Origin of the sequence: Microcoleus sp. Pol11C2 (assembly GCF_036701505.1) — a bacterium.
Lineage (GTDB): Bacteria > Cyanobacteriota > Cyanobacteriia > Cyanobacteriales > Microcoleaceae > Microcoleus.
Genome location: NZ_JAUBQX010000076.1, coordinates 1 through 20668, shown reverse-complemented (window position 1 = coordinate 20668; position 20668 = coordinate 1). Strand labels below are relative to the sequence as shown.

The 20668-nt window shown below is 46.1% G+C and carries 17 protein-coding genes and 1 pseudogene; 11 read left to right on the top strand and 7 right to left on the bottom strand.

The window, feature by feature from the left end; all coding sequences use genetic code 11:
* Positions 1 to 706 (top strand): annotated as a pseudogene (locus tag QUA42_RS25955) (hypothetical protein); the annotation flags it as partial.
* A gap of 231 nt (positions 707 to 937) precedes the next feature.
* On the opposite strand, the gene QUA42_RS25950 reads toward QUA42_RS25955, so the two are convergent.
* Positions 938 to 1207 carry a hypothetical protein gene (locus QUA42_RS25950; RefSeq protein WP_333141351.1) on the bottom strand — a complete coding sequence of 90 codons (270 nt, stop codon included), beginning with the start codon at positions 1205 to 1207 and terminating at the stop codon, positions 938 to 940.
* Positions 1208 to 1435: 228 nt separating this feature from the next.
* Positions 1436 to 1624, bottom strand: a complete 189-nt coding sequence (locus QUA42_RS25945) for a hypothetical protein (protein ID WP_333141350.1) — start codon at positions 1622 to 1624, stop codon at positions 1436 to 1438.
* A 124-nt stretch (positions 1625 to 1748) separates the two neighbouring features.
* On the opposite strand from QUA42_RS25945, the gene QUA42_RS25940 reads away from it, so the two are divergent.
* Complete coding sequence (locus QUA42_RS25940; protein WP_333141348.1) at positions 1749 to 1934, top strand: hypothetical protein; 186 nt, start codon at positions 1749 to 1751, stop codon at positions 1932 to 1934.
* Between the two features lie 158 nt (positions 1935 to 2092).
* Here the strand turns inward: QUA42_RS25940 and prfC are convergent, their stop codons facing one another.
* Positions 2093 to 3721, bottom strand: coding sequence for a peptide chain release factor 3 (prfC, locus tag QUA42_RS25935; protein ID WP_333141346.1), 1629 nt, complete (start codon positions 3719 to 3721; stop codon positions 2093 to 2095).
* A 102-nt stretch (positions 3722 to 3823) separates the two neighbouring features.
* Between prfC and QUA42_RS25930 the strand changes: the two genes are divergently transcribed.
* Positions 3824 to 4168, top strand: coding sequence for a DUF4870 domain-containing protein (locus tag QUA42_RS25930; protein ID WP_333141344.1), 345 nt, complete (start codon positions 3824 to 3826; stop codon positions 4166 to 4168).
* 758 nt (positions 4169 to 4926) lie between these two features.
* On the opposite strand, the gene QUA42_RS25925 is transcribed toward QUA42_RS25930, so the two are convergent.
* Positions 4927 to 5382, bottom strand: coding sequence for a DUF2127 domain-containing protein (locus QUA42_RS25925; protein WP_333141342.1), 456 nt, complete (start codon positions 5380 to 5382; stop codon positions 4927 to 4929).
* Positions 5383 to 5524: 142 nt separating this feature from the next.
* On the bottom strand, positions 5525 to 8476 hold the full coding sequence (locus QUA42_RS25920) for a CBS domain-containing protein (protein WP_333141340.1): 2952 nt from the start codon (positions 8474 to 8476) through the stop codon (positions 5525 to 5527).
* Between the two features lie 316 nt (positions 8477 to 8792).
* Between QUA42_RS25920 and psbZ the strand changes: the two genes are divergently transcribed.
* The 6 genes from psbZ to QUA42_RS25890 all read left to right on the top strand — a co-directional run bounded on the left by psbZ (position 8793) and on the right by QUA42_RS25890 (position 14296).
* The gene (gene psbZ / locus QUA42_RS25915; protein ID WP_015177377.1) at positions 8793 to 8984 is read left to right on the top strand and encodes a photosystem II reaction center protein PsbZ; all 192 of its coding nucleotides are present in this window, start codon (positions 8793 to 8795) and stop codon (positions 8982 to 8984) included.
* Positions 8985 to 9204: 220 nt separating this feature from the next.
* A complete protein-coding gene (gene ribH, locus QUA42_RS25910) occupies positions 9205 to 9795 on the top strand; it encodes a 6,7-dimethyl-8-ribityllumazine synthase (RefSeq protein WP_333094553.1) in 591 nt (196 codons plus the stop codon).
* 388 nt (positions 9796 to 10183) lie between these two features.
* Entirely contained in the window at positions 10184 to 11494 is a 1311-nt protein-coding gene (gene rimO / locus QUA42_RS25905; protein ID WP_333059616.1) for a 30S ribosomal protein S12 methylthiotransferase RimO, read from the top strand.
* Between the two features lie 774 nt (positions 11495 to 12268).
* Positions 12269 to 13756: a DEAD/DEAH box helicase gene (locus tag QUA42_RS25900; protein WP_333141338.1), complete on the top strand. Its 1488-nt coding sequence runs from the start codon at positions 12269 to 12271 to the stop codon at positions 13754 to 13756.
* A 91-nt stretch (positions 13757 to 13847) separates the two neighbouring features.
* Positions 13848 to 14033: a hypothetical protein gene (locus tag QUA42_RS25895; RefSeq protein ID WP_333141337.1), complete on the top strand. Its 186-nt coding sequence runs from the start codon at positions 13848 to 13850 to the stop codon at positions 14031 to 14033.
* Positions 14034 to 14035: 2 nt separating this feature from the next.
* On the top strand, positions 14036 to 14296 hold the full coding sequence (locus QUA42_RS25890; RefSeq protein WP_333141335.1) for a hypothetical protein: 261 nt from the start codon (positions 14036 to 14038) through the stop codon (positions 14294 to 14296).
* Positions 14297 to 14431: 135 nt separating this feature from the next.
* On the opposite strand, the gene QUA42_RS25885 is transcribed toward QUA42_RS25890, so the two are convergent.
* Positions 14432 to 14992 carry a hypothetical protein gene (locus QUA42_RS25885; RefSeq protein WP_333141333.1) on the bottom strand — a complete coding sequence of 187 codons (561 nt, stop codon included), beginning with the start codon at positions 14990 to 14992 and terminating at the stop codon, positions 14432 to 14434.
* A 396-nt stretch (positions 14993 to 15388) separates the two neighbouring features.
* On the opposite strand from QUA42_RS25885, the gene QUA42_RS25880 reads away from it, so the two are divergent.
* Positions 15389 to 16588 (top strand): Coenzyme F420 hydrogenase/dehydrogenase, beta subunit C-terminal domain, encoded by a 1200-nt coding sequence (locus tag QUA42_RS25880; protein WP_333141331.1) that lies wholly within the window; start codon positions 15389 to 15391, stop codon positions 16586 to 16588.
* Between the two features lie 174 nt (positions 16589 to 16762).
* Positions 16763 to 17905, top strand: a complete 1143-nt coding sequence (locus tag QUA42_RS25875; protein WP_333141329.1) for a leucine-rich repeat protein — start codon at positions 16763 to 16765, stop codon at positions 17903 to 17905.
* A gap of 141 nt (positions 17906 to 18046) precedes the next feature.
* Here QUA42_RS25875 and QUA42_RS25870 read toward each other — a convergent pair whose 3' ends face one another.
* The gene (locus QUA42_RS25870; RefSeq protein ID WP_333141327.1) at positions 18047 to 19840 is read right to left on the bottom strand and encodes an alkaline phosphatase D family protein; all 1794 of its coding nucleotides are present in this window, start codon (positions 19838 to 19840) and stop codon (positions 18047 to 18049) included.
* Positions 19841 to 20668 lie beyond the last annotated feature (828 nt).

Here is a 20668-nt window from a genome sequence, read left to right as displayed (position 1 = left end):
CTATGATGCGATCGCAGCCTTTAATTCTGCTTTACTTATTGCACCGGATTATATCGGTGCTCTCAACAACAAAGGGAATGCACTGCAAAGTCTGGGTAATTTGCAAGCAGGGCTAAGGGAATTTGAGGATGATGCAAAACAGTCTTACTATGATGCGATCGCAGCCTGTAATTCTGCTTTACTTATTGCACCGGATTCTATCGCTGCTCTCAACAACAAAGGGAAGGCGCTGCAAAGTTTGGGTGAGTTGCAAGCAGGGCTAAGTGAATTTGAGGCAGCAAAACAGTCTTACTATGATGCGATCGCAGCCTGTAATTCTGCTTTACTTATTGCACCGGATTCTATCGCTACTCTCAACAACAAGGCGATTGCGCTGCAAAGTCTGGGTGATTTGCAAGCAGGGCTAAGTGAATTTGAGGATGCAAAACACTCTTACTCAGAGGCGATCTCAGCCTGTAATTCTGCTTTACTTATTGCACCCGATGATATCGCTGCTCTCAACAACAAAGGGAAGGCGCTGCTAAGACTGGGTATGTTACAGGCAAAATTATCTGAGGAACAGGAAGCACTCAAGAATTGGCAAGAGGCACTGGAAATGTTGAATCGATCTTTAGCTATTGCTCCTAATGACGATTCTGTTCGCAGTGGCCGCGATGCGCTGCAAGAATTTCTCGATAATTTGGGTGACAATACTGTCAGCAGTTAGCTCGATCGCAACGAGTAAAAACGCGGCATTCATTCCCTGCCTTAAACCGAAAGCCCGCCAGGGAATGAATTCCCTGGCTAATAGCAAAAGTCCTCTAAAGAGGACTAATGAATTCTTCAGTCCTCTTCAGAGGACTTTAGCTTTGAGGCAGGGGTTTCAACCCCTGCCTGCCGGACTCAGGGACAGAGCGTTAAAAGCCCGCCCTCGAATTTAGCTATTTAACCTTGCAGCTTACCGCCCAGATTGTCTCGGCGATGTACCATCAGCCCGCTTCCGACGGATCAGCACGCTCATCACCTGCTTCGGATTCGCCGCACGCTGTACGGGACTCCAATCGCCGACTTCTGCAAATCCCAAGCGGTACAAAGTGAGTATGGTTTCCCGGACACCTTTGGGCGAACCGACAACCGTTAACAGCACCACTTCCTGTTCGCATACTGCTGCTGAGTCGTCATTTGGGCGATCGAATTTGTTGTCGTCAGGCACGAATTCCTGTGACATAATATGTTCTCCTGGTTTTGGGTTTTCTAGAAAAACCCAAAAACCCAGCCGCCCCGCATTTCAAGACATAGCAGGGCGGCTACAGAGGATGTTAAGATACTCCGTTAGCCTCCAGACTGCTGATTCCAGTTTGGCGGTGAGCTGTCCATTGCTGCTACCAACAGCTTTGGGCAGTGCAACTAGATTTTTGGGCGACGCGGGCTGCCTCCTCTACAAGCAAGCAACCTCTCACTTCAAAGCGTAGCCGCAGATGGGGGCCGCCGTCAATCGATTTTGGATTTTAGATTGACTCCTTACCAGCGTCAGCGGCTGGAAACCAGTTACTTGGAGAGATGTGGCGATCGGGCTTCTGATTTTATTGTGGTGCAGGTAATTGAGAAGAGTTATAATATTAAAAATTAATTCAAGAAGTGCCATAATAAAACGGCCAATAAAATCTCAACAACGTCCATTTCGCGAAACCGCTACCCCACAGAATGGTCAATAGCATTTCTGGAATGGATTAACAGTCATCGTACCCTAAATCTCCCCACTCTTTCAGATGAAGCTATTAGCCGAGAAAGCATTTATGGAGAAAACTGATACTGAAGTTAAACTCAGATTGGGCGATCGCAAAGGTTCGGCCAAGCGACTCAGAGGGCTGGGAAAAACTGATATGACACCTCCAACAGATGCGGAAGTTGCAGTCATGTTAGAAGAGCGCTTGGTGGATAAATACTTAAAATGATTGAACCGCGAAGACGCGAAGGACACGAAGGAAGAATTAGGAAGAAGATTAACAGGAGTGACGCACTCCGACAAATAAACCGGGTTTTTTACCGAATTTACGGTGTGTAATGCGTCTTCTCGTAAAAAAACCCGGTTTCTGGGCCCCATGCGTAAGCCCTACTCCTCGCTAACAGCCAAACCAGAAACCACAGGGGCGATCGCATTTAACTTCAACACAGGATGTTCCCCTTCCACCTGCCGACAATTCCACTCATTTCTAAACAGCAAAACCGGCCTTCCCCAAGTATCTTTCACCGTCACCGTATTAAACAGCCGCCCAACTTTTTCCAGCGCATCCCAACCGCCGTCAACCCAACGAGCTACACTGTAAGGCAACATATCGATCGTCGTTTCCACATTATATTCCGACTGCATTCTGAACTGCACAACTTCAAATTGCAACTGTCCCACAGCAGCCAAAATTGGCTCTCGTTTCGCCTCATCAACCGAGTACATAATTTGCACTGCGCCTTCTTCCTGTAACTCCGAAACGCCTTTGCGGAACTGCTTAAACTTAGAAGGATTGGGATTTCTCAAAAAAGCAAAAAGTTCGGGAGAAAAACAGGGAATCCCTTCATATTCCAGTTTTTGACCTGTGTAAATAGTATCGCCGATCGCAAAAACCCCCGGATTGTTCAAACCGATCACATCGCCCGGATACGCAACTTCGATCGACTCCCGATCCTGAGCAAATAACTTTTGAGGTCTTGACAAACGCACCGTTTTACCGCTGCGAGCGTGAGTCACGTTCATGTCCTTTTCAAACTTGCCCGTACAAACCCGAATAAAAGCCACCCGATCGCGGTGTCTCGGGTCCATATTCGCTTGCAATTTAAACACAAACCCGGTAAAATCTTCATAAGTTGGCGGCAAGTCTCCGGCGCTGCTCTTGCGGGCGATCGGCTTCATAGCGTAATCTAAAAACGCATCTAAAAACAGTTCTACCCCAAAATTGCTCATCGCGCTGCCAAAGAAAACAGGCGTCATTTTGCCAGCCCGAACCAAGTCTAAATCGAGTTCAGTTCCTAACTCATCCAGCAGTTCTAACTCTTCTTTGAGCTGATAGTAAAGGTCTTGTTCCAACAAATCTTCAATGCGCGGATCGCCCAATTCGATGACAGTATCAACAGCAGCCTGAGAACCGTGTTTAGTCCGCTCGAATAAGTGAATTTTGCGCCCTCTGCGATCGAAAACACCTTTAAAGCGATCGCCCGTACCTATCGGCCAATTTACCGGATAAGTCTGCAACCCCAATTCCTTCTCAATTTCGTCCAACAAATCCAAAGGATCTCTGCTTGGGCGATCGAGCTTATTAAAGAAAGTAAAAATAGGCAAACTTCGCAGCTTACAAACTTCAAATAACTTCCGAGTTTGCGGTTCCAAACCCTTAGCAGCATCCTCAAGCATCACCGCATTGTCAGCCGCCGCCAGAGTTCGATAAGTATCTTCGCTAAAATCTTGGTGTCCCGGAGTATCGAGCAGATTAATGTGATATTTTTTATACTCAAACTGCAAAACAGTAGAAGTAATAGAAATTCCCCGCTGCTGTTCCATCGCCATCCAGTCAGAGGTAGCGTGTCGCTGGGCCCGCCGCGCTTTCACAGAACCTGCTTCGTGAATTGCACCTCCGTACAGCAGCAGCTTTTCTGTCAAAGTAGTTTTACCCGCGTCGGGGTGCGAGATAATAGCAAAGTTGCGCCGGCGCTCAACAGCAGTTAGCAGTTCAGTTTCGAGTTCTGTTGTCATCACAAATTAGGTAGGGGAATCATCACCCGATCGCCATTATAGCCTGTGCTACAGTTGCTATTAAAGGTAAAATTATCACTAAAGTCAAGGAAGAAAACTAATATGTACGACTCCGACAAGCGGAAGCTGCTATCACTGGTGTGCCACGGGGCGATTTTTTTCAGTACGTTACTGTTCTCGATTGGAGCGCCGATCGCTGTATTGTTAGTATCAGATGACCCCGTTGTCAAAGAAAACGCCACAGAAGCCATCAATTTTCACCTTAATGTATGGCTGTACAGCACCGTGATTGTGGTGTTAACTGTCGTCACTTTCGGTCTTGCTGGTTTTATCTTAGTGCCCCTAGGTTATCTGCTGCACTGGGGACTGACAATAATGGCTATCCTCCAGGTTTTGCAAAATCCCAACCAACCTTACCGCTACCCTTTTATTTTCCGAATAGTTTAGACAGCAAATCGCGCTTCACCATCGATTTCAACAACCCGATTTCTTTAAGAAGAAACCGGGTTTTTATTTTTTTTATAACTCACATTCGTTACCCCCAACTGGCAAATACACTGCTTAAGTGACAAAGAGGGTTGATTATCGGAGACAAGATTCAGTAAAAAAACTTAAAAGTTTGTGTAACTAAGCATCATCCAGTTGGGGATTCCAGAAAATTGACCTAACATCATGAGTGAAATCTTCTTAATCCATAAAACTTCAAAAATTAGAGCACAATCAACTATTAATTATGGTGTCTTCGCCCTGTTGCAGCGCTGTTGTGAACGCTAAGTTGATCTTCCATTGATGCCGTTTCCCACAATATGCTAACGTCTTTGGGTTATTTCGCCGAGTTAGGGGTAAGGTTCGATCGCTCCGAACCATCGTTTTTGCTTTAGCCGTGCTATTTTTGCATCTGGCGATCGTTTTATTGAAATTGTCCACCAATTCTATCTCTACCAGCAGTCTTAAAACTTAATACAATATTTTTCCAATAAAAATCCCGCTCTTGTGGAACGGGAAAGCCATCAGGGTGCATCTATATATATGTCAGTATAAGTCATAGGGGGTATAACCCCTCGTAGCTTTATCGAATCTTTACAATCACAAAATTTTTGTAAAGATTGAGGTTTTTATTTGACTTATAAGCCGTTTTATGAAATTAAAATCGAAAATGCTGACATTTATAAAATCAAGTGAGTTTCCTCTGAATAATCAAAACTTTAAGCTCCTTTACCATGCTTCGGCAAATAGTGGAGCAAATACCATAAGATGGCTACATTTGTGATAAATACCGCTAACTTAAGTACCGTGACCCCGTGAACTAATTCATATATTTCAGGGGGTATACTGATGCTTACCAGCACTAAAACTAAGATTGTTGCCCAGTCTTTTTCGTACCACAAACCAACGGCTTCAACAGCAGTTAAAGTTGCATAAAGTGCTGCGGAAAGTCCGCCCAAAAATAATTTTTGAGGGTTTAGAATTAGAAGTTTTTCTAAGATAAATTCAATAACTTTTAGTTTGGTTTCTAACAAATAAGATTGCGAAATATTTTCTAAGAGTTGATGATTTTTTAAGGGAAAAAGCGAAGCAATCGAAGTTACTGCCAAGAGGGAACCCACAAATGTTTTGTAAAGGACAATTGCCATTAAAGCAGGAGCGTGATGTTTCTTCACCTTAATTATATCTAGAAAAAATATCAATAATGTGCGATCGCCTAGTTAGCCTGTTTGGGATTGAAAACTAAAAATTCAGTAGAGTGCGTCAGCAATTAGCTAATCAAGTAGAGAAAAAATAACGCGCTGCTGACGCAGCTTACTAAGCTTGAGGATAACGTTGTGCTAAGAAAGAGATAGCAGCAGCCCGATCGCCCAAATAGCCATCCAACCTCGCCGCCAATAAATCATCCAACATTCGTTTAAACCCAGGCCCCGGCTTATAACCCAAAGCCTTCAAATCGTTGCCATTTAAAGGCGGCTCAACATTCGCCCATTTGGTGAGATATTCCCAGATTTGGCGGCGTGCACTTCGTGGACTTTGTAGGGCGATCGCAATTAACACCGGCAACTCATAATTTCTCAACAGCAGCACCAATTGACTCGGCAACTCGCACTTAGGCAAATTCTCTGCTAACTGGTTCTTTCCGGCTTCCAAGACTTCCAGCCGCTTAATGCTGTCAGCGGGTAACTGAAGATTTGCAGCCACCTTGCCGCGATATTCCGGTGCTAAATAAGCTATCAAAACTTCCAGCCGCATCTGCCAATCGGCAATATTGATAATTGGGAATGGGGAATTGGGAATGGGGAATTGGGCATCGGGAATTGGGAATTGGGAATTGGGAATTGGGAATTGGGAATTGGGGATAGTTTGTTCCTTCTTCCCTCTTCCTTCTTTCTTTTTCCCTCTTCCCTCCTCCTTCTTCCTGACCTCCTTTACATCCGTTACATCCCGTACATTGCTCGTTGCCGAACCTTCCTTCCTTCTTCCATTCAAACACCGATCGAGCAAACGCAGTTGTCGCCACAACTCCCGATCCAACTCCAAACTAGGATGAATGCAGCGCAAAGCCTGCAAATCTCCCAGCATCTGCAAAGCAACTTTCCAGTAGGGGGCTTGCAAAATGTATTTCAATTCGCTTTTGAGTCGAGTTTCCAAAGCCGGAGCTCGGCCGTTTTCCCCCTGAATTCGGTAATAAATCCCGCTGGCCAAAGCGTTGCGGATGTATCCTTCCGTCTGCGGCTCAATTTCAAACCCCAACCGCACCGCAAACCGCACAGCGCGATAAATTCGCGTCGGATCTTCGATAAAACTGTTGGCGTGCAAAACTCGAATTTGCTTCGATTCCAAGTCCAGCAAACCGCAAAAAAAATCTAACAATTCGCCGCTGCGAGGAACACCCAACCGCACAGCCAGCGCATTAATTGTAAAATCCCTGCGGTACAAATCTTGGCGAATTGAACTTGCTTCCACTTCAGGATTTGCAGCCGGATAAGGGTAAAATTCAGTGCGAGCCGTAGCGATATCCACCCACAGCGAGCCGAAAGCAGAGTCTTTGTGCCACAAAAGTGCGGCGGTTTGAAATTGACCGTGAACGTCCAAACGCGAGTCGGGGTAAAGTTTTTGCAGCGATGCAGCCAACTCGACACCAGCACCGGAATCGTCGGAACCGCACTTTCCATCCACAACCAAATCAATATCTGTTAGCGCCACTGTATCATCCGTGGCTAAGAGTAAATCGCGGACTGCTCCACCCACAATATAAAGTTGCCAGCCGCGCTCTTGGGCAATATTGGCCGCGATCGACAATAATTGCCATAATTCGGGACTGATGCGCGATCGCAACAACTGCTCAACCGATTCGGGTACGGCACAATAAGACAATTCTGCATTGCTTCCCCTGTCTCGCGCTTTTTGCTGGTGCAATTCCCGCAACACGTCAGTCCGAGTAACAATTCCCACCAGTTGGCCGTTTTCCAAAACTGGCAAGCGGCCGATATCGTATGTGACCATTAAAGATTCAATTTCCGGCAGCAAGGTATCTGGGGCGATCGTTTTTAGCTGCGGAGTCATGTAACCCTTCACCGGGGCGTGACTGAAACCGTGGTGCAGGGCAATGTCAATGTCGCGCCGCGAGATAATGCCAGCCAGTCGATCGCCCGCATCGACCACAGAAAGCCCCGAATGTCCGTAACGTAGGAGGATACGGTGAGCTTCCCCCACCGAAGTTTCCGGGCGAATACTCCGCACTGGAGACGACATTAATTCGCGGGCTGTGGGAGGGTGGGGAATTTGAGTTTTGAGTTCGTCAGCTAACTGATTTAAAGTCAGCAGGGGGTCAACATCGCGGGTGGCGAGGGAAGCGGCGCGGGCGTGGCCTCCGCCGCCGAGGGGTTTGAACAATTCGCTGAGGTTTGTTCCTTCGATTCGCGATCGACCGATAATAGTTAATCGATTGGAAACTGGCGATTCTGGAGCGATGTTGCGGTTGTTTTCGTTTTCGCCAAATTTATAAACATTACCTAACAGCAGAGCATCGGTTTCAGTTAAATCGAGCAAGCGAGAAGCCAGGGAAGAAAGCCCCGGAACGTAGGATTCAGTAGATAGCAGCACCCAGGCTAGGCTGTAACCGTGCAAAGTTTCCGATCGCAAATTATTCAGCGCTTCTCTCAGCAAATCTTGCAATTGAGGAGACAAACCGGGTTCTACATATTCAGCGATTACCCCCAAACTCGCTCCCTGTTCCATCAACCACGCCAAAGCTCTTGCATCTCGCGCAGTTGCGCCCTCAAAGGTGAGGGAACCTGTATCGACGTGGATGCCGAGGGCCATTACTGTTGCTTCCGAAGGCAGAAGGCGGAATGGTGTGTCGCTGTTTTCTGCTTGATTTTTGAGCTTTTCAACAATTAATGTTGTGCTGGCTCCGACTGCTTCGATCTGCGTAACAGTAGCGGGAATGTCTAAATCGGCCTGTAGGTGATGGTCGAAAACAGCAATTTCGCTCACTTGTGGCAAATCCAGCCACTCGGCGGCTTTTCCCAAACGATCGCGCTGCGAGGCATCAACTATAGTAATCGATCGAATTCGTTGCGGATTGACCGATCGGCGTTCAATCAGTGGGTACTCGTCGCGGTGTAGCGCCAAAAAATCCCGCACTGTCGGATGACACCCGCCCGTCAATACGATCCTGCTACCGGGGCGCAGCACGCAAAGTCCCACCGCCGCCCCCAAGGCGTCAAAATCTGCTGTTGTGTGGCACAAAACTAAGTCCATAGCCGAAAATCCCGCATCTCTAACTCAAACAGTAGCAATTTCTCGCCCTCTGAAACCGGATGTGTCGATCGGGCTTTAACTTAACCTTTCCAGTTTTCTGTCATGTAGCGAACAATGATAAAATTGATCGAAATCTCAAGAGCCGCTGACGCCTGTTCGCGCAACGCCCGAATTTGCACGGGTTCTTTCGTATCAATCAACCGACAATCTCTCGATCGACTATCGGGAAACTGTCAAAAACTAGAATTTGGAAGATTTTTTTCGGTTCTGGGAAACTATTTCGGATCAACGCACGGTTATATCGAAAGGAGAAAAGATGTTATCAATTCTGTTTCAAGTGGTTTTACTGGGTCTGGTACTGCTGTCTTTTGTGATGGTCGTTGGCGTGCCAGTTGCTTATGCCTCTCCCCAAAACTGGAATCAGTCTAAATCCCTAATTTATGCCGGGTCTGGTCTCTGGTTTTTGCTGGTTATTGCAGTGGGTGTATTGAACTTTTTAGTCGTTTAATTTCACCCAAGTTTATCGAATCAAGAAGGTAAAAGATAGAAGGATGAAGGCATTCACCAGCGATTGAAAGGCATTCGGCAGAAGCTAGGAATTTTCCAGACCGCGCGACCCTGTATGTTTTTGCACTTGAGATTCAGATGAGATGCTCCTGCTTTCTGACTTTTGCCTTCTCAAAAACAAAAATCTAAAATCTAAAACCTAAAATCTAAAGTAGAGCACTATGACTGTTTTCGAGGGAACTTTTACTCACACTGAATCTTTGCGGTTTGCTATTGTCATCGGTCGTTTTAACGATTTGGTGGTTAACAAACTTTTGGAGGGATGTCAAGATTGTTTGAAACGCCACGGGGTTGATATTAATCCTCATGGCTCTCAGGTGGACTTTTTTTGGGTTCCCGGAAGTTTTGAGATTCCTTTGGTGGCGCGCCAAGCTGCTCTTTCTCACCGCTACGATGCGGTAATTTGTCTGGGGGCGGTAATTCGGGGCCAAACTCCTCATTTCGATTTTGTGGCTGGTGAGGTTGCTAAGGGAATTGCTGCTGCTGCTTTTCAGACAGGGGTGCCGGTGATTTTTGGGGTGGTGACGACTGACACGATGCAGCAAGCTTTGGAAAGGGCTGGAATTAAAAGCAATTTGGGCTGGAATTATGCGATGAGTGCTTTGGAAATGGGCACTTTGATGCGCCAAGTTAAGGGTTTGGGAACACACTCTTACGGTCACTTAGCTAGTGGATCTGCTGCTCAAGTGCTTTCGGGCGAAGCAAATCTGGCGATCGCCCCTGATGTATCATCGGATCAAATCCCCTCGTAAGTTGGGCCTTATTGCATAAATCTTTGATGGATAGGTCAACCGCAGATGTAAGGCAGATAACGCAGATAAACGCAGATAATTTCCACAGAGTGTAGTTTCAGGGCTGACTCGTGGGGATCGAGAAACCGGGTTTCTACGAGTTTTGCGACAAGTTACGAGAAATCTCGGAAGAAACCCGGTTTCTAAGACTATTTTTTAGCTAAAAAACTTCAAGTTTTGTATTTCAAAAAATCTTAAAACTATTGTGGGGTGGTGATCCTGCCCGCCCCAAGACAAAAGTTCTACGTGTCGGGGCCGATCGACCAATTAGACCAATATCTTGCTAATTGGCAATGAGTGTGATATCATAAAATGTTCTTAGAAATAGCGCAACACTAACTATTACTGCATGGCAACGAAGCCAACGATCGCATTTACTCACCTCGGCTGCGAAAAAAATCGCATCGATACCGAACACATGATTGGCTTGCTGGCTCAAGCGGGCTATCAAGTGGATTCTAATGAAGAATTAGCCGATTATGTTGTAGTCAATACTTGTAGTTTTATCCAAGCTGCGCGAGAAGAGTCAGTCCGCACCTTGGTAGAATTGGCAGAAGCTAATAAAAAAGTAGTCATCACCGGCTGCATGGCACAGCATTTTCAGCAGGAATTGCTGGACGAATTGCCCGAAGCAGTCGCAATTGTCGGCACTGGCGACTATCATAAAATCGTCAATGTTATGCAGCAGGTAGAAAAGGGCGATCGAGTTTCCCTCGTCTCCTCAGAACCTACTTACATCGCTGACGAAACTACTCCCCGCTACCGCACCACATCGGAAGGTGTCGCGTATCTGCGAATAGCAGAAGGCTGCGACTATCGCTGTGCATTTTGCATTATCCCGCACTTGCGCGGAAATCAACGATCGCGCACGATCGAATCTATCGTCGCCGAAGCTAAGCAATTAGCCTCCGAAGGGGTAAAGGAAATTATCTTAATTTCTCAAATTACCACCAACTACGGGAAAGATATTTATGGCGAACCGAAACTAGCCGAACTGCTTCGGGCTTTGGGTGAAGTAGATGTACCTTGGATTCGGATGCACTACGCCTATCCTACAGGTTTGACTCCGCAAGTTGTGGCAGCCATCCGCGAAACACCCAATGTTTTGCCGTATTTGGATTTACCCCTGCAACACTCGCACCCGGAAATTCTGCGGGCGATGAATCGGCCTTTTCAAGCTGGGATCAATGATGCCATAGTCGATCGGCTCAAAGCAGCACTTCCCGGGGCTGTGATGCGAACAACTTTTATTGTCGGCTTCCCCGGCGAAACTGACGAACACGCAGCACACTTGCTGGAATTTGTCAAGCGCCATGAATTTGATCACGTAGGAGTTTTTGTATTTTCGCCAGAAGAAGGAACCCCAGCCTTCAGCTTGCCCCAGCAAATACCTGCAGAAATAATGGAAATGCGGCGCAATTCGGTAATGGCGGCACAACAACCTATATCATTGAAGAAGAATCAAGAGTCTGTCGGTCAGGTAGTTGATGTCCTGATAGAACAAGAACAACCAGAGACAGGCGAGTTGATTGGTAGATCCGCTCGGTTTTCCCCAGAAGTAGATGGACTCGTCTATGTCACAGGAGAAGCGCGGCTGGGTTCAATCGTATCTGTGAAAATTACTGGTGCAGATGTCTACGACCTCTACGGTCAAGTGTAAGTATTGCTGGAACTGTTGCCTGAGACGGTGCGGCGAACAAAAACCGGACACGAGCCAAAAATGATTAGCGGATTGTGCAACAAAAGTAACGGTTAGTACATAATTGTGCAAAGATATGTAGCAAAGGGGTTCTAAACTTTTTTAGCCCCTATCTGGCAATCGACCCTCCCCGTCGGGGTGCGGTAATCTCTACAGAACATCGGAAAATTTTAACGAATTTAATGTTTTGTTTCTGAATGTAAAGAGTTATGATGATAACAAGCCAGAAATAAGCGGGGATAATTTGAGATTGCTTCGCCGTCCGCCCTACACCACAACGGTATCCCGAAAGAGTGTTGAGATGGATAGGCGGTAACGGTCGCCCCATCCCCCGCTCAATCCCGCAGGCGACGGATTGCGGGATAGCGCCTGAACCAAACAACCTGTTACTACTATGTAGTTAAGTGGGGCTGGTCATGATCCTCACTATAAAATGCCCTAGAGGGAAAGCTTGCAAGTACCTTAAAGGAAGTCCAATGTCCTGTTTTAAGAATGTTGGAAGCCTATAACCCGACCCCTGGCGGTTGGTATCGGTGATGTCACAAAATCAAAGACGGCTGTCGAATTGGTAAATTTAGTCACCATCGACGGAGCTGCCCTATACTCGATTGCTATTTAAGAAGGTGCGCGCAGGCGCAGCACCATAAAGAACTCTTATGAGTTCCTGCCCTAGAGCAGAAATCCGCATCCGAGTTGGGCAACTTAGAAGGCTAAGACTCGTTATTAGGAGCATTAATGAATTTATTGTTTGAAGGCTTAGGTCTTTCGGAAGAACTCGTTCTCCATCTGGAAACACTAGGCTTTACAGAACCTACTCCCATCCAAGTACAAGCAATTCCGCACTTGCTAGCAGGTCGCGACGTTGTGGGTCAAGCCCAAACAGGGACAGGCAAAACGGCAGCATTCTCGTTGCCCATCTTGGAGCGGATTGATTTAGATGTAACTGCGGTGCAAGCACTGGTGCTGACGCCGACTCGCGAACTGGCGATGCAAGTAACTGAAGCCATCCGTGATTTGAGCGGCATCAGCAACGACGGCCCGGTAAAAGTGGGTCGCTCTCTGCAAGTTCTGACAGTGTACGGCGGTCAATCGATCGATCGTCAAATGCAGCGTTTGAAGCGCGGCGTGCACGTCGTTGTCGGTACACCCGGACGCATATTGGATATGCTCAGCCGTGGCAGCCTGAAACTAGACAAGGTAAAGTGGCTGGTTTTGGATGAAGCTGACGAAATGCTGAGCATGGGCTTTATCCAAGATGTGGAAAAAATCTTGGATGCTGCACCAAAAGAACGTCAAACGGCATTTTTCTCGGCGACGATGGAAGCTTCCATTCGGAAATTGGTGGCGCGGCATTTGCGTAACCCAGTCAACGTCACCGTAGAACAGCCAAAAGCAACGCCAAAGCGCATCAGCCAAGGCGTGTACATGATTCCCCGTGGCTGGTCGAAGGCAAGAGCCCTACAGCCAATTTTAGAAATGGAAGACCCGGAATCTGCACTGATTTTTGTGCGGACTCGGCAGTCGGCGGCAGAACTCACCAGCCAACTGCAAGCAGCAGGTCACAGCGTTGATGAGTATCACGGTAATTTGAATCAGGCACAGCGGGAACGCTTGCTGCATCGGTTCCGCCAATGTCAGGTGCGCTGGGTAGTGGCGACTGATATTGCGGCGCGGGGTTTGGACGTGGATCACTTGACTCACGTAATTAACTACGATTTGCCCGACAGTGTGGAAAGCTACGTTCACCGGATCGGACGCACGGGCCGGGCTGGTCGCGAAGGAACGGCGATTACGCTGATTCAACCGGTCGATCGCCGCAAACTGCGCTTGATTGAACGCCACGTGCGATCGAGCTTGACGGTGCGAAACATTCCGACACGGGCGCAAATTGAAGCTCGTCAGTTGGAAAAGATGCAGGGTAAAGTTCGCGAAGCTTTGGCTGGCGAACGGATGGCATCTTTCTTGCCTCTGGTATCTCAGTTATCCGAGGAGTACGACTCCCACGCGATCGCCGCTGCTGCTTTGCAAATGGCTTTCGATCAAAGCCGTCCTGCTTGGATGGGCGCGGATTACGCTCAACAAGAAGATCCCCCGATTGGTGCAGAAAACAGCGTCAAGCCAATCTTGATCAAAAAGCGGGCTAAGACTGGTGCACCGAGTAATTCTGTACCAGCGCCGACTTTTTCTGGAGCACCGAGTGCTCCTGTTCCCCAGAACAGCTAATTGGTAGGGTGCACAATGTGCACCTTATTTATAATTTTTGTAGAGATGCGATCAATCGCACCTCTACTTTTTTTTAGGGGTGTGAGACTCTATGGGGAATAAAAATCACAAAAAAGCTCTTCGTTCGTTGAACAAGCGGATTGCAGAACATGAAGAAAAGATTAGACTGGAATATGATAAGGATTTTCCCGATGAAGGCTTAATCCGGCATTGGGAAGGTGAAATTCGAGCTTTTGAGAAAGGAATTCAGCAAGCTTTAAAACGATTGGGTAAATAAAGATGGAAGTTAGCGATCGGACAATTTCTGTAACTAATTCTACACTGAGAACGTTAATTGATGAATTGGGTACTGAGTGTCAAAATGTGATTACTTTAATCGCTCAGCTTCAGTTACCTGATTTGAGCGATCGACAAAAAGCTGAAATTCTAGCAGAGTTCCTGAGTGCTGCAATTCATCTGAACGTTCACTGCGGAGAGGATTTTCAGACACTAATTGCTGAGGAAATGACAAAATTGTCGGATGATGATGAAGAGGATTAAGGAGACTGGGGCGATCGCACATTAGGAAAAAGCCCTCCTGTCAACTCACCGAATAGCTAAAAAACCTTATAAATAAGGGCTAAAATCCTTACTACAAACTTATGAACCGGGACTTTTGTACTCTTGTCTAATATTTCAGTTTAGCTGCGTGCTCACAATAATCTTTTGCACGCGATCGCCCTTAATTTCCACAATCAAATTAGAAGCCTTTTGGTCATTGCTGTAAGTCAAGCGAGTCACTTCACCCTGCACAGATTGCGACCCGTAACCGTAAGTTTTCACAACTTTTTGGCTGTTATCTCCTAGCTTCACACCATCAATTGTCAGAAACTTGGGATTGGTAGTAGAAACTAAATAAACTTTGCCATCCCATGCTGCTACCGTCAATCCTGAGTAGGTTAGCGTGCGAATCTTGCCGCCGATGCCAGACCCAGCAGCTTTAGTTTCGTCGCGTTGCGGTTTTCCCAACTTACGTTTTGCCTCTTCTACAGCCATCCCCAACCGAACGCCGCCAATCCCCAGCCGCGAATAGTTCAGCGCCGCCGGCTTTTGTGTCGCACTGAGCATTCTTTCTAGAGTCGCAACAGTTTGATTCATAGCGGGAACAGGACGAACTAAAGCAGCAAATCCTAAGCTCGAAATTGCGAGATTCATCATGATGCCAGCGAGGGCTGTTGTCACAAATATTTTTACCATTTTTTTATAGCTTTATTTGGCAATGTATTCGTGCGATCGCCCGCTAGATCCGGATTGATACTAATAGGACTTACACCAACACTCCTGGACGCACTGCGCTGCTCTAAAACCAAATTTTTTTACCAAAACTACACAAAGAAACCCGGTTTTTACCCTAAATTTTAGGTTTGACAGCGAGGTATTCAGGAAGAAACCGGGTTTCTAGCGCAACCTAGGTAAGTCCTGACTAATATTTTTTAAGCTTTGAAAACCGCCTATTTCGGGCGAACCGAATTTGCTGCGGCACAAGCTTGCGTCCGCCTGCGGGGACTGAAAGAAAGAATAAAGGAGGTAAATCAACGGAAATTGCTGTGATATCCTAACAAAAGCCATATCTCGATAAAATTAGCAATTTAGATGACCGCAACAGATTCTACTAAACACCAAAAATCCAAAGCCCTCAAACCGGGTAGCCGCCGCCCCGCTAAAGAACTTTGCAGCGAGTGCGGTTTGTGCGATACATATTACATCCATTATGTCAAGGAATCTTGTGCTTTTTTAACACAGCACATCGCGGAATTAGAAGAAGAGATTCACGGGCGATCGCGCAATCTCGACAATCCCGACGATTGGTATTTCGGAGTCAGTCAAAATATGATGGCTGCTCGGAAAAAAGAGCCGATTGAGGGTGCTCAATGGACGGGAATCGTCAGCACAATTGCGATTGAAATGCTCGAAAAAGGAATTGTAGAAGGCGTTGTTTGCGTCCAAAATACTAAGGAAGACCGCTTTCAACCGATGCCGATTATTGCGAGGAATCGCGCCGAAATTTTGGCAGCAAAAGTCAACAAACCAACTCTCTCTCCCAATCTTTCAGTATTAGAACAAATCGAACAATCTGGGATGAAGCGGCTGTTAGTAATTGGCGTCGGCTGTCAAATTCAAGCCTTGCGAACAGTCGAGAAAAAACTCGGTTTAGAAAAGCTCTACGTTTTGGGAACTCCCTGCGTGGATAATGTCAGCCGTGCAGGCTTGCAGAAATTCCTAGACACGACTAGCCGTTCTCCCGAAACAGTTGTATCTTATGAGTTTATGCAAGACTTTAACGTTCACTTCAAACACGAAGACGGTTCGGAAGAAAAAGTGCCGTTTTTTGGCTTGAATACTAAGGAATTGAAAGATGTTTTTGCTCCTTCTTGTTTGAGCTGTTTTGATTATGTCAATTCTTTAGCAGATTTAGTTGTGGGCTACATGGGCGCACCTTTTGGTTGGCAGTGGATTGTAGTGCGAAATGACACCGGGCAAGAAATGTTAGATTTGGTAAAGGATCAGTTAAATACTCAGCCGGTGATGTCGAAGGGAAACCGAAAAGAAGCGGTTCAGCAAAGCATTCCGGCTTATGAAAAAGGGGTGACTTTGCCGATGTGGGCGGCGAAGTTAATGGGAGTTTTTATTGAGAGAATTGGACCGAAGGGTTTGGAATATGCTCGGTTTTCAATTGATTCTCATTTCACTCGCAATTATCTGTACGTGAAGCGGAATTACCCGGAGAAATTAGAGGCTCATGTGCCGGAATATGCTAAGCGGATTGTGGGGCAGTATAAGTTGCCTGAGTGAGGTGCAGAGAGTTTTTAATAGCTATTTTGCACGGACATGATATTGCCCTCTTTCCTTCAGTCCGGCAGGGGTTTAAACCCCTGCCTCAAAGCTTAAGTCCTTTGAAAAGGACTGAATAATTATTGGTTTTGTTTGTGCAAGATGGCTTTAAATCTCAATTAGAGGTACAAGATTATGACACTTATAGTGGCACAGAAATATATCAATCTACCAAGGTCGATCGCACTTACTTGTTGTGTGCTTCTAGCATTATCTGGAAATGGAGTGTCGGCGAAAGCAGCAGAAGTGCGATCGGGAAACAAAACATTTGCTGAATGGTGTCGCGAAAAAGATTCTTTGAGTCCAGAAGCTAAACATACTGTTGATATGCTGTTAAAAATAGCAGGAACTACTGAGTGCGATGAGGGCGATCGCCAACTTTCTAGTATCACAGGAATTAGCTTTACGAAGCAAGGAATCAGCGACATCAAACCGCTAGCATCCTTAACTAACCTGAAGGTTCTCCGGCTCATCGACTGTTCTATCAGCGACATCAAACCGCTAGCATCCTTGACTAACCTGACTTTGCTCAACCTCGACAAGAATCAAATCAGCGACATCAAACCGCTAGCATCCTTGGTTAACCTGACTTTGCTCAACATCGGGAACAATCAGATCCGCGACATCAAACCGCTAGCATCCTTGACTAACCTGACTGAAATCGTCCTCATCGAAAATCAGATCGATGACATCAAACCGCTAGCATCCTTGACTAACCTGAAAGGGCTTTTCCTCCGCAGCAATCAGATTGACGACATCAAGCCACTAGCATCTTTGACTAACCTGGCTGGGATCGATCTCAGCAACAATCAAATTAGTGACATCAAACCGCTAGCATCTTTGATTAAACTGACTCATTTCGATCTCAGCAGCAATCAGATTAGTGACATCAAATCCCTAGCATCCTTGACTAACCTGGAATTGATTAACCTCAGCTCGAATCAAATCGGTGATATCACACCGCTAGCATCCTTGACTAACCTGGAAGGGTTATCACTTAACAAGAATGAGATCGCTAACCTTAAACCGCTAGTATTCTTGACTAAACTGGAGATTCTCTGGCTCAACAACAATCAAATCGTTGATATCAAACCGCTAGCATCCTTGACTAAGCTGACTTTACTCTCACTCGAAAACAATCAAATCGGCGACATCAAACCGCTAGCATCTTTCACTAAACTGACTGAACTCTACCTCAGCGGAAATCCCATCGCTCCCAAAACTTGCCCTCTCAAACCAGAGTCTATCTGTAAGTGGGAACCACAAGCTCAACCATAAAACTTTACAGTTCCGAAAATTAGAGGTACAAAATTATGATACAAATCACCATAATTATCATTTGAAAGTCCGCCTAAGCGGACTTAGTTTGTGTCACCGCGATTTCAATCGCCTAGATATTTTTGCAAGAAGTCGATTTAATCACTTAGGATTAACAACAAACTCACTGACAATAAACGGCTTTCGATTAATAATCGCACTGGGATTAGCATCAAGTTGCGACTGCGTGTAAGGTTCAATACCATAAGTTATTACCCGCAACTGCTGACTCTCAGGAGCAATTTCAAACTCATTCCAGCCGTACGTATGCACTCCTAAATACTCTCCCTGAATCAGTCTAGCGTCAATCCCAGAACCTTCCAAACCAACTGGATCATATCCTAGCGGCGCTGTCCGAGTATCCAGAATATTGCGGACAAAGGCATCTTTTTCTTCCCTTGTCGGCAATGAATTATAGCGATCTTTTTCCGATTGTGGCAGCAAGGCGGTGGGCGTAAAAGCAACTGTTGCGGGGCCAAAGGGGGCGGCAAACGGCCCTTGGCCGATGTTCAACTGAATAGCAACAGGACTGGTCATTACATCAATAACATCCGTAGGGATTTGCGGCTGACCTGCGGCTTCTTGATAGGTGACATTATTCACGACATATCCGTGAAAATCTCCGGTCGCAAAAACCACATTTTTGATGTTATTTTCTTTGATGAAACGCAGCAAATCTGTTCGTTCAGCAGCATAACCTTCCCAGCGATCGCCTGCAACCGGAATACCAAAATTTTGTATCGGATCGCTTGACATAATAAACTTCCAAGTTATGCCATTTTGTTGAGCTTTCAGTAAGTCATTTTTCAAGTCTTGAAGTTGCGCTGCCCCTAACAGCGTGCGATTGGGCGTAAAGGCATCATTGAGAAACTTATTAACAGTAGCTTGGTCGGAAGTTTCTGGGATACTTTTCAAAGAATTATCTCGGAAAGAGCGCAAGTCTAACACAAATGTAGCTGCATCACTGCCGAAGGTATTGTAACGATAAAGTTTCTGCTCATTAGCAGTGCGAGAGTCGCCCGTATTGCCATAAAAATCATTTCGCACGGGATTGTAGGCTTGAAATGCTTGTAAACCTGTGTCAAATACAGGCGTATCATTGACAAAGCCTCCCCCCGTCCCAAAAATTCCTTCTTTTTGCGGTGACTCAGTAGGTGCTGCACCCCCGGCAAAATCATTCGTGAGTTCGTGGTCATCCCAGCTAGCATAGATGCTAGTAGAAGCCTGCAAATCAGCCCAGGTATTGACGCCATAACGTTGACCGTAGACTTCATTGTGCTTGGTGCTAAACTCTTCAAAAGTTTTAGGTTGTCTGACTCCCGGCAAATCCGGCGATAGATCGTCTACATAAGCGCTGTCGCCGAGGCGAACAAAAAAATCGAGGTTGCGTTCCGGCGCATTTGCGATCGCCGGGAAAGGAGTAAGTTGACCTTGCCAGTCGCCTGCTACCCCAAATCGTAAACCTTGGCGATTTCCCAACTCAGCAGCAGTGCGGAATTGCCCAACTGCTGAAGTGCCAGCGTCATCACGCACTCGATAAAAATATTGAGTACCAGGCTTTAAATTCGTCAGTTCGGCTTTCACCGGTACGGTAACATCGGTGACGGTATCTGTGAGAGTGCCGAGACTGTTAGTGAAGTTTGGATCTGTGGAGTATTCAAACACAACATTACCCAGAACTGTGCTGCGAGTCCACAAAACAGTTGAAGTTTGGGTGGTATCTCCAGAAGCAACGCCATTTGGCAAGGTTGAGTCACCAGACTTAATAAATGGGGTGACATCTCGCCCTTCAGCAGCGCCAAACTTGATAAAGTGTTCAATGCCAGTGAGTTCGTCCCGTTCAACAGCGCCCGTAATACCGGGGTTTTTTGCCAGATAATAGCTATCGTTATACAAAGGGCTAGGACTGCGGTTTTCCGATTCACCAAATTGGAGGAAGTGACCAATGCCAGTAATTTCATCGCGATCGACAGCCGCAGCAACATCGAGATTTTTCCCTAGATAATAGCTTTTGTTATAGAAGGGGCTAGGATTGCGGCCTTCTGATTCTCCAAAATTAATGAAGTGTTGTATTGCTGTGGTAGCTTTGCTGTTGACAGCGGTGGCAACCTCAGGGTTATTTAGGAGATAATAATTAGTATCGAATAGGGCGCTAGGGTTGCGACCCTCAAATTGACCGAATTGGGTGAAGTGTTCAAATCCGTTTTGGAAGTTCCCTTTGGCTAGAGCGGCTGCTACCTCTGGGTTTTTAGCCAGATAGTAGGTTTCTTAAAATAGAGTTTTAGCGTCTAACATAAGGGAAAATATGAAGTTTTGTTGAATGACCCTGGTGGCTCAAAATAGCCTTCACAGGATTATACAGGATTATACAGTGTCGCGATCGCGATCTTTAAGTAGAAGAAAGAAGGAATAAGAAAGAAGACTTACACAGCCAGCTTTTTAGTGGGACTTAAACATTTTCCAGCCCCTTTAAAAGCTGAAACCCTCTCTAGGAAATGGAAAGAAATCGATCACATAAAAATGTCTGAAACCCTTGGTATAACTAGGTTAAAACCCATTCAAGCTAAAAGTATTTCTCTATCAGGGTTTGAAGGCAAAATGGCTTCAGTTTTTGTCTAAGTCCCGTTAGTCATCCTTGTTTTACCTTTAATACCAATTTAATATGAAGCTGCATAGAATAGGGCTTCAAGAATAAAATTGTAAGATGACAACGAACAGATTTGC